The organism is Nitrobacter sp., from assembly GCF_047149785.1.
GTDB lineage: Bacteria > Pseudomonadota > Alphaproteobacteria > Rhizobiales > Xanthobacteraceae > Nitrobacter.
The window spans coordinates 1,606,964-1,622,052 of sequence record NZ_BAAGBE010000001.1 but is presented as its reverse complement, the minus strand read 5'-3'; the positions used below and the strand labels follow the sequence as shown (position 1 = coordinate 1,622,052).

1 protein-coding gene is annotated in these 15,089 nt (G+C 62.1%); it reads left to right on the top strand.

All coding sequences use genetic code 11. The features are described 5' to 3' along the window. Positions 1–236: 236 nt before the first annotated feature. Positions 237–14,978, top strand: coding sequence for a DUF5801 repeats-in-toxin domain-containing protein (locus ACMDCM_RS07375; RefSeq protein WP_412772959.1), 14,742 nt, complete (start codon positions 237–239; stop codon positions 14,976–14,978). The last annotated feature ends 111 nt before the right edge of the window (positions 14,979–15,089 follow it).

The window sequence follows — 15,089 nt, the reverse complement described above, 5'->3', positions numbered from 1 at the left end:
TGACATGGTCAGCCTCGCGTAAGCCCTGCGCGATCATCCGGTATGCGCTCCGGCCGGTCAATGCGCCTCGTCGCTCGAAAACGCGACAGTCTAGCGAGCGTTGTAATTTAACCACACCCAGAACTGCATCAGTATTGATCGAAAGAATTCTTGACCTGTTTCAATGCGGCAAGATTATGATGGGTAAGATTCAGTTAAATCCATTTGCCGGATTTGAGTTTTTTGAGGACAGCGTCATGAACGGACCGTTCCAAGTTGCGCAGGCGGATACTTCCGGAACCGGCAGCAACGGCGGCGACAAACAGCATCCACGAATCGTCAAGATAACCAAGCCCTACGGCGATCAGTCCGTTGTCGTGTCCCTGAGCTATGACGGGAGCGTCAAGGCGGATCTCTCGGCGATCGCGAGCGAAAAGATCACGCTGGTTCACATCGGCGAAAAGCTCATCATCCTGTTCGACAACCATTCGACGGTCACGCTCGAACCGTTTTTCGACAGCACCGGCAAGCCGCTGCAGGATATCACCGTAGAGGTGGCGCCCGGTCGCGATATCACCAGCGCGGAATTCGCGACGCTGTTTCCGGTCACCGATGATCAATCGGTCCTTCCGGCGGCAGGCACCGGCGATGGAAGCGGCGCGCAGGCGTCCGGCGCCAATTTTACCTCAGTCGGCATCGATCCGCTCGCGGTGGGCAATCCGCTTGCGTTGCTGGGCCAGGAGGAACTGCCCGGCTTCAAGATCGACAACATTCTGGCGGAGAACAATAACAATCAAGGCTTCGGCCCGACGCCGGGCTTCTCGCTGTCGGGCACGTCGGTGGTTGAGGACGAGACCGCCGGCGTTCAGAGCGCGGCGGACGGCGCCAACGATCAGCCGTTGGCTGATCTGCCGGCGCCGCTTGCGGCGTTGGCCGAGGCGATTGGTTGGGCGCAGAGTCATGACCCCGTCGTGGGCGCGTCCACGGCGACCTTCGGGACCGCCAAAACCGGCACGGTGACCTATGCTCTGACGGACGCCGGAGGCCACGCGTTCAACGGCGTGGACTCCGGTTTGAAGGCGACGGTCAGCGGCAACGAAATCTTCCTCTATACCGTGGGTGGCCTCGTGGTCGGCCGCGAGGGGACCGGCGGCGTGCCCGACGCCGACGGCAAGATCGTGTTCGCGCTTTACCTTGAGCCGGATCTGAAGCTCGACGTGGCGCAATACGCGGCGATCAGCCATCCTGACACGGGCAATCCGAACGACTCGGTCAATCTCGGCGGCCTCGTTCATGTCACCCAGACCGTTACCGCCGGCACGCTGGTTGCAACGGCGACGTTTCCGGCCATCTCGATCTCGTTCCTTGACGACGGGCCGACTTTGTCCGTCACCGCGCCGGGCGTGATCAACGGCTTCGATTTCGGAAACTTCGCGCCGAACGGGAACGCCTGGGGCAAGGACAGCGGCGTGGCCACGGGCCACAACGGCGGCTGGACCATCGCCGATGCCAACGACGGACATGCTGCAGGCGACCAGATCGGTAACACCGGCAGCGGCGCGGTGCAGCTCGAGCGCGTCGGCGACGGCTATCAGGGCATGCATTCGTCGAACAACGGCGACATGGTCGATCTCGACGCCTCGCCGCATGACGTCAAGATCAGCCAGACCGTTACGGGATTGGTCAACGATCAGATCTACGACCTGCGCTTCGAGGCCGGCGCTCCGTTCCCGGATTCGGCACATCTGGAAATTTGGTTCGGCGGACAGTTGATTGCTGATATCACGCCGAACGGTCAGATGACCGCCTACGACCTCAAGATCACAGGCGGCTTTGGCGACGGAAGCAACCTGCTTGAATTCCGCGAGACGGGTACGCCCGACAATCAGGGCACCTATCTGGCAAACGTGTCGGTCGGCGTCATCGTCATTGACGAGACCGCCGGCAATCAGGCCGGCACAAACGACGTCGATTCCAACACCTCGTTCGATGCCGTCGCGAACAAGGGCGTCGATGCGGACATGACGGGCGGTCCGCAGTTCGCCGCCGGCATTTCCGCCGTGGTCCACATCGCGGCGGATTTCGGCACGGACGGCCCGTGGCATAATTCGGCCGCGGAGGCGACGGTCTATTCGCTGTCCGCCACGGTCAACGGGACCGACTCGGGCCTGATGACGACAGCCAGGCAGGAAATCTATCTATTCAACGAGACCTATGGCGGGGTCACCTACGTCGTCGGCCGGGTTGGCGACGCGCAAGGGGACGCCGCGTTCGCGTTCCGGATCGACCCGACGACCGGCGTGCTCTCGCTCGTTCAATACGTGTCGCTGCATCAGCCGGACACCAACAGCAACAACGAGGGCGTGTTCCTCAACACCGGCTCGTTGTCGGTCACCGTCACCGTGACGGACGGCGACGGCGATCATGTGTCGCAGTCAGCGGACATCTCGGCGAACATACGGTTCGACGACGACGGTCCGACGCTCACCGTGACGGCGGATGGCGAAGCGGGTTCCCGGCTGACGATCGGACTCGACGAGACGGTCGGTGACGATCGCTACAATGCGGCTATCGGTGAGTCGCCCGACAGCGGCAACCATGACGATGCGGCGGGCACACTGGCGCAGGTCACGACCAGCCTTGGCAACGGGGGTCTCGCCAGCCTGTTCGACGTCACGGCCATATACGGCGCCGACGGAAAAGGCGCTGAAGAAGCTCATGGCTTTGCGTTCACGGGCATCTCGGCCGGTGGCGTGGAAACCAACCTGAAAGCGACCAATGGCGGACCGATCACGCTCTATCTCGATGGGGCCACCAATACGATCGTCGGCAAGGCGATGGTCGGTGGCATCGAGACCGATGTTCTGACGATCAAAATCGTCGATACCGTGGATGGTCCGCAGTTGCAGACGACGCTCTATGCGGCGATCGACCATGGTAGCGATGGCAACAAGTTCGACAGCGAAGCGATCCTGAGTCTGTTGGACGGCGCTGGCCCGGTCGGACTGCAGATGACCGTAACCGTCACCGATGGCGACGGCGACACGGCCACCCGGGCGGCAACCGTCGATCTCATCACGTCGCAGGGCTCGGCCTTCCACTTCGACGACGACGGTCCGGTGATCCGTAGCGTCACGCCCGATCAGGGTGCTTACGGACCCAACCTCATCGTCAACGGCAGCTTCGAAAATCATCCGCAGCTCGGCGGCAGCGACTGGGAGATATTCAACCAGATCGCGGGCTGGAGCGCCGGCAACGGCGTTCCGTTCGAGGTGCAGACCGGAGGCGCCGGCGGCGTGCCCGGCAACAGCACGGCGATCATCGAACTCGACGGCGATTTCCAAGGCAATGGGCATTCGAATCAGGCGACTCCGAATCCGGAGTCTTCCAACTCCACCATCCAGCAGGCGGTGGCTGGCACCCATGCCGGCGAGACCTATGAACTCACCTTCTGGTACGCGCCGCGCGGCGACGCCGCGACCACGGCCGGTCTGGAAGTGACCTTCGGCGGCGTGAAGGTGTTCGATTCCGACGACGCGACCTACGCCGCCAATACGTGGCAGCAGATCACGATCGAGGTCACCGCTCCCGTCGACGATGCGGTGCTGGCCTTCACCGGCACCGGCACGCCCGACGAGTTCGGCGCGCTGATCGATGATGTCAGCCTGAAGGCGGTTCATTCACAGGTGCTCGACGACGAAAACCTGGCGCACGGCATTGCCGGAGGTCCCGGCGACGACGGCTTCGGTCTCGTTTCCTCCGGCAAGATCGATTTCGACGCCGGCAGCGACGGCCTCAGGTCGATCGAGGCCGCCCTGAGCAATGGCGGCCTGCATGGCATTCACGTTGGCACTGATGGGATCGGAACGTCCTACGCCATCGATACCGCCTGGGTGGCGGGCAAGGACGCGGCCGGCAATGCGACCGCGGGTTTTGAGAAGGGCGGCACGCTGGTCGGCACGATGAACGTCAACGGCGTCGATGTGCCTGCCTTCACGCTCGAAATCCGTTCGGACGGCACCTACACCTTCACGCTGCAGGCGCCGCTCGACCATCCGGGGCACGGCGCTGCGGGTTCCTTCGAGGACAACCTGGCGCTCGATTTCGGATTCACCATCACCGATGGCGACGGCGACTATACGACATCGACGCTGACCATCAGCGTCGATGATGACTCGCCGGTGCTCGTCGATCAGGACGTGCCTCATTATCACGCGGACGAGGGCGACATCGTCACCCTGCAGTCTGTTGGGACCAGCCCGAACGACGGCGCCGGCGACGGCTCGGTCACTGGCTCGCCGGCAGACAATCTGACGGGGCCGGCCGTGGTGACAGGCTCGCTCGCGGGCTCGGTCGATTTCGGCGCGGACGGCGAGGGCGGCTTCTCCTTCACGGCGGACGCGGCGGCGACGTTGGATGCGCTCGGCCTGACCTCGAAAGGCGGCACGATTCACTACGTGGTGAACGGCAACACGTTGACCGCCTATGTCGATCGGGGCAACGGGCATTATGACTCCCATGACCGCACGGTGTTCACGCTGACGGTGGATGCGGCGACGGGCCAGTTCCAGTTCAAACTGTACGACCAGCTCGATCACGTCGATGACGGCACCAATTCAAAGAACACGGCGCTTCAGGGTGCGAACGACACGACGGTCGACGGGCTCGACTTCGGCTCGCTGATCCTGGCGACGGACGGCGACGGCGACGGCGTTGCGCTGGCGGGCAAGCTGACCATCGAAATCACCGACGACGTTCCGGCGGTGACGCTGACGGCGACCGGCGCTTCGGTGACGATCGACGAAACCGCCGGCGAGCAAGGCAACGATGTCGGCTGGCCGGTCACGCTGGTGGTCGCGCCTCAGTTCCAGAGCGTAGCCAATGTCGGCCATGACCCGGACATGGACAACAAGCCGATCTATGCGACGAACATCGCGCCGGTGGTGGCGGGTACGTTTCTTCCGGGCGCGGACGAGCCGGCCCATGCGGCGCTGTCGCTGCAGATCAACGGCGTGCCCGTCCAGGGCGAACCGGGCGTGGACTCCGGCCTGAGGACGACGGAGGGCGCCAAGATCTATCTGGTCGAGGAGAACGGCCTCATTGTCGGCCGCATCGACGGTAACCAGGACGGCGTCTTCGACGGCAATGCGGCCGACGTTGCCGCATTTGCGATCGCGCTGAGCCCCCTGGGCAATATCAGCATCGCGCAATACCTGTCGATCCGTCACGACATCAACCCGGACCAGAACGATACAAAGACGCTGGGGCAACTGGTGTCGGTCGAGCTTGCGGTGACCGACAACGACGGCGACACCGTCACCCGTTCGGTGACCATCGGTGATCACATCGTTTTCAGAGACGACGGTCCGACGCTGACGGACAGCCCGGTGACCGCGGCGGTCAACGAAGCCAACATTCATACGCTGGCGTCGCAGGGCACCGACCCCGACTTCCCCGCGCACACCGATATTTTGGGGGCGGCCTATGCGACCGGCTCGCTGTCGGGCACGGTCGATCCCGGCGCGGACGGGCTCGGCTCGTTCAGCTTCACCGCCAACGCGGTGAGCCAGCTCGAGACGCTTCATCTGTCGTCAAAGGGCGAGGCGCTGTCCTATACGTTCGTCGACGGCGTGCTGGTCGGCTACGTCGATCATGGTTCGTCAGGGCCCAGCCCCAGCGACCGGCCCGTCTTCGCGCTGACGCTGACGGCGAACGGAAATTACAATTTCGAGCTGTTCGACCAGCTCGACCATGACAAGCCGCCGTCGGGCGCGGACACCAATACGACGCTGCAGGACGGCAATCCGGATCTGGCCACCGGCGCGATCGATTTCGGCCGGATCATTCAGGTCACCGACGGCGACGGCGACAGCATCACGCTGGACGGCGCCTTCAGCGTCACCGTGACCGACGACATTCCGAAGGCGGTTCAGGGCGGCCAGGTCCATGGCGTCGTCGAGGAGGAGCAGCTTCGAGGCGGCAACGAGGACACCACCGGCGGCTCCGGCGCCTATGGCGACGGAGACGGTCAGCTCCTTGGCTTCTTCCTTGACAATACGACGCAGACCGTCTCGGGCGTCGGCTTCAACTCGCTGGCGACACTGGTCGATCCTGGCGCGGACGATGGCGGCAAGTTCTCCTTCGTGTCGCAGGTCATCGGCTCAGGCGTCACCACCGATGGCGGGAGCCCGGTCCTGTCGCATGGCGGCACGGTGTCCGTCACCGGCACCACAAGCGGCTCCGACATCGGCGGCCACTATGAATTGCTGACCGCCGGCACGACCGGGGCGGGTGCGCACGACGTCTTCACGCTGAAAGTTTACGACAACGGCAACTGGACGTTCACGCTGAAGGCGCCGCTCGACGATCTTCCGGCGGATAACATCGAAGGCGTCGAGAAGCTCAACCTTTCGGGGCTGCTCCAATACACCGACTACGACGGGGACGCGATCGCGCTTGACGGGAACAGCTTCCTCGTCGGCGTCATCGACGACGTACCGACGGTATCGGTGAAGGGGATTTCCTCGGGCCCCGATCTGAAGACCTATGACGCCGGGACGACGGATGGGGGTCACTCGACGGCGAGTGCGAGTTTCGCCGGCTCATTCGCCGCGACCTCGCATTATGGCGCCGACGGTCCCGGCGAGACCGTCACGACGTATTCGCTCGACATCACGGCGTCGCCGGACAGCCATGGCCGTGTCGATTCCCATCTGGATCACCAGGGTCAGTCCGTCTATCTCTATGAGAACGCGCAAGGTGCGATCGTCGGCTCGACCGCGCTGTCGGCAGGCGACGTGAGCGGCGCGAATACCGTGTTCACGGTGTCCGTGGATTCGAGCGGTCAGGTGACCCTGACGCAGTACGAGTCGATTGATCACGGCTTGCCAGGCGCGACCCAGGGACCGTATGACGGCCAAACCAAGGATCTTGCCAGCCACCTGATCTCGCTGGTCGCAACGGCGACCATCACTGATTACGACGGCGACCAGAATACGGATTCGGCCAAGATCGATCTTGGCGGCAACATCAAGTTCGCCGATGACGGGCCGCAGATCACCGGCTTCTCCGCTTCGGGAACGGTGATCCAGGACGAGACGCCCGGCGTTCAGAACGCTTCCAATCCGGCTTACGATCCGGCGCACGACCCCAACCCGTCGAACGACGTCAGCTACGATAATCTTTCAACGCCCGTTAAGACGCTGTTCGACAATGTCGCGCAAAAGGGCGTCGACAACGATGTCAACTCCTCGCAACTGGATCACGGCGCGCTCGGCTACGCCTTCAGCGCGGGGGTGGTGCAGGTCGGCGGCGTGGACTACGGCGCCGATGGTGCCGCGGCCAGCAACGCGAAAATCATTTCGCTTGCCATCAATGGCGGAAACCAAGCGGATTCCGGCCTCCGGACCACCGACGGGCACGAGATCTATCTCTTCATCGAGAACGGCCTGATCGTCGGTCGCTACGACGGAACGGGCAGCGGCTCGGCCGTGACCAACGGCTACAGCTCCAATAATCCCCAACACGCTGACGGCAGCTTTGTCGATCCCGCCGCTTTCGCCATCGCGATCGATCAGGACGGCGGCATCAGCGTTGCGCAGTATGTCTCGCTCAAGAATCCGGTCGAGGGTTCGAGCGATGCCGATCACGACGATCCCACGACCGGTTTCTTGCAAAACGTTCAGGCGGTCCTGACCGTCACCGACGGCGACGGTGACCACGCCGCGAAGACCATCGACATCAGCGGCAACATCGTCTTCCAGGACGACGGCCCGACATTGTCGCTGAGCCATATCGACGGCATCGCCAACGGATTGTTCTTTGGCGGCTTCACGTCCAACAACAATGCCTGGGGACAAGGCAGCGGTGTCGCCAACGGACACGCCGACGGCTGGACGATCACGTCGTCGGATACGTTCGGCTCGACGCAACTGGAGAAGGTCGGCGAAGGCTACCGCGGCGCGGAGAGCCCCACGCACAGCGTGATGGTGGATCTCGAGGCCACGCCGGGCAACGTCCAGGTTTCTCAGACAATCCACGGCCTTGCCGGAGGCGCGACCTATAACCTGACCTTTGAGATCGGGCTCGGAGCGCCCAATTCCGGCGATTATCCGGACACCGCCAAGGTCGAAGTCTTTTGGAATGGAATCTCCGTCGGGATTTTCGTGCCCGACACCGGCACGATGCAGACGATTTCCTTGCCGGTGACGGCGGGAAGCGGCGACAACGAGCTTGCCTTCAGGGAGGTCGGCGCCGGCGGCGACAACACCGGCACGTATCTCGCCAATGTGAAGCTGTCGAACGTCATCATCGTGGACGAGACCGCAGGCAAGGATCCCGATTCGAGCGAGGTCAATGCAGCCCTGGTTTCAGGGCTGTTCGCCGGTGTCCAAGCCGGAACCGATCACGATATGTCGCCACAGTATGCGCAGGGCTCGGGTGCGATCGTCGCGGCCAGCGTCGATTATGGCGCCGACGGCCCTTCTGCTTCCGACGGTCTAAAATATGCTTTCGATCTCGGCAGCAACGGTCCTGTGCACTCCGGGCTTGAGACCACCGGCCACGCTCCGATCGATCTCGTCCTGGATTCGCAGGGGCGTGTGCTCGGCGTCTATTCGGATGGCGGCGATGTGGTCGCGGCCTTCGCGCTGCACATCGATGCGGCGACCGGCCAGGTGACCGTGGCGCAGTATGTTTCGCTCCGGCACGGCGACACCACCAGCAATGACGAAGGCGTCTCCCTGGATGCGAACACGCTCGGCGTTTCGGTCACCGCGACCGATGGTGATGGCGATTACGTCACCAAATCGCTCGATATTTCAGCAAATATTCGTTTCGAGGACGACGGCCCAGTTGCGCTCGGCGGCAACGTCGACGTCGGCAGAGTCTATGAAGACGGCCTGCACAACAGCGTTCAGACCGGCAATCTCGAAGGTGCGCCGGCCAGCCAGCCGACGACCATCACGATCACTCATGACAACCTGACCGCACTGGTGAGCTTCGGCGCTGACGGTCCGGGCGAATTCGGCTTCAATGCCGCCGCCCAGGGGGCCATGTCTGGCCTGACGTCCGATGGCTCGCCGATCCACTACGAGATTTCAGGCGGCACGCTGAGCGGCATCACGGCCGATAACCGGCTAATCTTTACGCTCGGCGCGGACGGTTCGGGCGGCTATACCTTCACGTTGCTCGGCAACATCGATCATCCGGCGAGCGGCGATACCGGCACGCTCACGCTCAATCTGGCGTCGCTGTTCACCGCGACCGATGGCGACGGCGACAGCGCCGTGCTGAATGGCGGTCTCAACATCACCATCGAAAACGACGTCCCGGTGGTGGCCACGCAGACCAACCTCATCGTCAATGGCAGCTTCGAGCAGGGGCACGACGACCTCGGGGCCGGCCAGTGGTCGATCTATAACAGCCTCGACGGAACGTGGACGTCGGCCGACCTCGGCGACGGCAGAGGCAATGTGCCGTTCGAGGTGCAGATCAACAATACCGATGGCTCCGGTCCCGGCGGCGTGCCGGCGCAGGATGGCAATACCCTGATCGAACTCGATTCCGACCTCACCGGAGGGAATCTGTCCGGCCATGCCAACAATACCGGCCACACCAATTCCACCATCCAGCAGACCGTCGCCGGCACCGAAGACGGCCAGACCTACATGCTGACCTTCTGGTACGCGCCGCGCCCAAGCGAAGGCGACCCCGACAGCGGCAGCATGGAAGTGCTGTGGAACGGCGATGTCGTGAAGACGATCGACTCCACCGGCATGGCGCCTGGAGCCTGGCAGCAGATCACCGTTTTCGTTGAAGGGACCGGTCCCGGCGATGTGCTTGGTTTCCACGCGATCGGACAGGAGAACTCGCTTGGCGCGTTGATCGACAACGTCAGCCTGGTTGCGGCCGTTGTCGTCGATGAGGACGGCCTGGTGCCGGACGGGCATCACGACCAGCCTACGCCGTCGGCCGGCGATATCGCCGTTCCCGACGCTGATCATGATCATAACGAAGCCACGGCGACCGGCCTGCTCGGCATCAAGTGGGGCGCCGATAATGCGGACACGGGTGTTGACAGCGTGGATTCGACGGCCGGAGCGTCCGGTCGGTTGGTTCAGGACCACCCGGATGGCGTGGGCGATCGCAGCGTCACTTTCGACAGCGCCGCGCCCGCCGCGTTCAGCGGAACGCTGACAGCGGGCCACCTGACCTCGCATGGCGAGGATATCCACTTCTCGTTCAATGGCGACCAAACGATCCTGTACGGCAAGGCGGGAACGGGCAACGATATCCGCACCGTATTCGAGGTGTCGCTGTCCGACGACGGATCGGGCTCGTTCCGTTTCGTTTTGCTGGACCGGCTCGATCACGCTCTCGGCGACAACGAGAACAACATCGCGCTGTCGTTCAACTACGTCGCCACCGATTCCGATGGCGACTCGACGCCCGGCAGCTTCACGGTCGTCGTCAACGATGACGTGCCGGTAGTGACCGGCGAGACCGCAACCGGCAATGTGAGCGAGGGCGACATTCCGGTTCCGGTGGTAACGCCTTTCACCTTTACATTTGACAGCGACGCACCGGACCAGACACCGAATCTGGGATCGTCGAATCTGCATGTGCCGGGAAGCCACGTCGCGCTTGTTGGTAGCGAGCATGTTTTATATGGACCCGACGCGCCGCTTGTGAACGGCCAGCCGACCGGCTTCAGCCCGTTCGTACTTCAGGCTGATCCTGGAACCTCTTTCACGCTCAACAGCGTCAACCTGAGCCTGTGGGGCTCGGGCAATCTGAACGCCACGGCGATCGGCATCGATATTCACGGCGTGCAGCATTCGGTGACGCTCTCGCTGTCGAATTCTCAAACGCCGAGTGCGCTGTTCACGGCCTTTGCCGGCCTCGAACTTACGCATTTCGAGATCGACAATCCCGGCTTCTCGGGCCGGGTGATCCTCGATAATTTGTCTGTCACCAGCACAATTGCTCCGACGCAAAACTATATCGAGACCACAATCGACCTGACGTCTCTGGTCGATATCGGCCCCGATCAACCGGGCACCTGGTCGCTCACCTCCTTCGCGTCGCAGAACGTCGGGACGCTGAGCTACAACGGCACCCAGATCACCATGTCGTCGAACGGGGACACCATCACCGGCGTTGCCGGCGGGACCGTGATCTTCACGCTGACGATGTCAACCTCGGAAGCCGGTCACGCGATTTTCGATCTCTACAAACCGATCGATGGTGGTTTGTCGAACCAGATCGACTTCTCGAATTTCGTGATTGTGACGGATTACGACGGCGACAGCGTCAAGCTCGGTGCCGGCGAATTCCTCGTCAACATCAACTCCGTCGATCATCTGCCGAGCGTTTCGGACGTCACCGTGTCGGTCAGCGAAGCGGGTCTTCCGCCCCATGGCGGCCTGCCTGCCGGCTCCGGCGAAATGGCTAATTCGATTCCCGATGACAACAGCGATAAGAGCGAAACCCACACCGGCACGATCGCGATCAGCCTCGGCGACGGCCCATCGGTCGTGACGGTCAAGGGGCAAGCTGTCGATGCCAGTTTCGTGGGCCACACGATCAGCGGCGATTTCGGCGACCTGACGATCACCAGCTTCAGTTCCACCGCGATCGGCTACAGCTATACTCTGTTCAAGAGCACGATCGGCAACGGTACGCACGACGATTTCGATATCAAGGTAACGGATATCGACAATCAGACTTCGTCCGCCACATTGACGATCGACATCGTCAACGATGCGCCAGTTGCGCATGACGACACGAATAGCGTGACGGGAGGCGGAACGCTCGAAGTCTTGGCGACGGATGGCGTTCTTAACAACGACGTTGCGGGCGCGGACGGTTTCGCGTCGGGTGGCGGCGTGGTCGGCGTGGCCCCGGGCGACACCCATGCGGATCTCGACAACCTGGCGACGGTCGGACATTTGATTCATGGCCAGTACGGTGACCTGACGCTGAACGCGGACGGCAGCTACGCCTACGCCCGCGCGACGACAACGGCGGGCACGGTCAACGACGTCTTCACCTATACGATCAAGGACGGCGACGGCGACCTGTCGCATGCGACGTTGACGATCCAGAGCGAGAACGCGGGCGTGACGGTGACGCCACCCGAGGTCGGGGGTGCGACGGACACGGTTTACGAAGCGGGCTTGCCGGCGCGTAGCGGCGAGCCTTCGGGTTCAAGTGTCGGCGGCACGAACACGGTCGCGACCGGTTCGGTCGGCGTGGACGCGCCGGACGGCGTTGCGTCGATCAAGGTCGACGATCACAACGTCGCGTTGACCGGCGAACATACGCTGATCGACGACAGCGCGCATGGCGGCAGCCTCGAAGTGTGGTGGGACGCCGCCCATAGCGAGATCGATTATAAATACACGCTGACGGACAACTATCTCAAGAGCCCGGCCGTCGATGACGGCCGGACGTCAGAGGTGAAGCCTACGTTCGCGGTGACGGTGACCGATTCGGACGGCAGCACCAACGCTCCGGCCAACCTGACGATCGACATCATCGACGACGCGCCGGTGGCGGTGCCGGAATCGGAATCGGTCAGCGAGAAGGTCGTCCAGGATTTCAACGGTGCTTTCGTGCTCGATTTCAGCGGCAGCATCGATGGCAGCGAGTACAGCCAGATGCTGAACGCGGTGAAGGCGGCGGGTGATGAAATCTTCGCCAATGCCACCGGCGACGTGAAGATCGAACTGGTCGCATTCTCATCGTCGGCTAACGCTTACGGGCCGTACACGACCCAGACCGCGTTCGACACTGAAATCGCCTATCTGCTCGCGCATCGTCCGCTCAATAGCGGCACGGACTACACGGCCGGCATCAAGACCTTGATGGCACACTACACGGCTGTCGCCGGCGCGAACAATCAGGTGTTCTTCCTGAGCGACGGCAATCCGAATGAACAAGTTGGGAGCAACGGAGCGCTCGACGACACCACGGCTACGAACTGGAATAATTTCGTCAACAATGCGACCGCGCCCATTTCGGTTACCACGATCGGTATCGGCAACGGCCTCGACAACGGCACACTTCATAAGGTTGACGTCGATGGTCATGTCGATACGGTCAACGTCTCCCAGTTCAGCGACCTGATCGATGCCCTGGTGACGTTGGTTGGCAGCGATGCGTCGGGCAATGTGCTGAGCAACGGCGACGCCTTCGGGGCCGATGGGGGCCGTATTCTGTCAATCACGTTCGACGGCCATACCTACACCTGGAACGGCAAGACGGACGAGACGGCGTCGATCACCGAGACCGACTCGGGCGGGAATGCTATCGCCACGATCGGCGGGACTCAGCTTGCCGCGGTCGGCACCAGCCTGAGCGGGCATTTCACATTCTATTTTGCGGCAAGCGGTTCGCACGCAGCGGGCGACTGGTCGTATTCGGCGCCGCAAAATCTCGTTTCCGATGCCAATGAGACATTTACGTACGTTCTGGCCGACAACGATGGCGATCACGCCTCGGCGGCGCTGACGATAGCTGTGACGGCCGTGAACGATGCGCCGGTCAACAGCGTCCCTGGCGCGCAGTCAATAAACGAGGACACCGCACTTGTCTTCAGCGCGGCGAACGGAAATCGCATTTCCGTGTCCGATGTCGACAGCAATGGCGGCGACGAGCAGGTTACGCTTGATGTTCAACACGGCGCACTGACCCTTGCGGCAGTCGCCGGCCTGACGGTGGTTGGCAACAACACTGGCCACGTGACGCTGACCGGTGATCTCACGCATTTGAACGCGGCGTTGGATGGGCTGACGTATCAGGGCAACTCGCATTACAGTGGCTCGGATACGTTGACGATCACCACCAATGATAACGGCCATACCGGAACCGGCGGGCCGCTTTCCGACACGGATACGGTCGCGATCACCGTCCAACATGTGAACCACGCACCGGTCATTGAAAGTGATCTGACCGTCGTTTCGAGTTACGGCTCGAACCAGTTTACCGTATCCGACGCGGCGTTTCTGAACTACGTACTGGATCCCGATGGCGATCCGCTGACCGTTTCTTCGGTGTCGCATAGTTCGGGTTTCGCCAAGAATGGTTTGTCGCACAGCAATTCAGACCACTGGGTTTTCATTGATGACGACAGCACGCCCGGTGGTACATTCGACGTAACGGTGTCCGACGGTCAGGGCAGTACGGACACTGCGCATGTGACCTATCAGCAAGACACGAACGACCTGATTCTCGACGGAACGGCCGGCGATGACATCATCGTCGCGGGACCGGCGTTATCGACCCAGGTCACGACGATCACGTTCGATCCCAGTTATGACAAAAACGATACGGTCTACCTCACAGTGGGTAGCACCCAGTATAGTTATAAGGTTGGTAAAGGCGGTGCATCGGCAGAAACTGTGTACGAGGGATTGACGGATAGTCATGGGAATCATCTGAACGGCGGCAATGCCGGCGGCGTGACTTGGGCTGCCCATCTGGATAGCAACCATTCGGTGACGTTGACGGGCGATCCGGGAGATACGTTCTCGATCTCGTCGGGGTTCACCAATAAGGGCGGCACAGTCGACCAAGGCAAGCCGTCTGTAACTACCATCTCGGAACAGGACGGCTACACGCTCGCCGGACACGACGGAAATGATGTTCTGATCGGCAGCACTGGCCCGGATGTTTTCGCCTTCGGTGCCGGGGAATATGATGGCGGCAGCCACAACAGCATCGACACGATCCTGAACTACAGCCACACGCAAGGCGACGTTCTTGACCTTGGAGCCCTGCTCGACGCGGTTTACAACGGCCACCAAACCACAAACGATGTCAGGTTGCAGGCGAGCGGTAGTAGTGACATCAGCGTTCAGGTCGATACGAGCGGTTCCAACGCCGGGGACTGGCACACGGTCGCGATCTTGTCTGGCTACAATCACGCGGGCAATGTGGTGGACGTTGTGCTGGGTCACATGATCGACCAGTCACAGCATCAAGTCGTGGTATAGCGGCATCATTCTGTCTGAATGACGATTAAAGGGCCGCTGGAGTCATCCCGCGGCCCTCTTCATCTTCATGCTGTGACAGTGCCTTGGCGAATGCCTCCGTGCGTCGCTCTA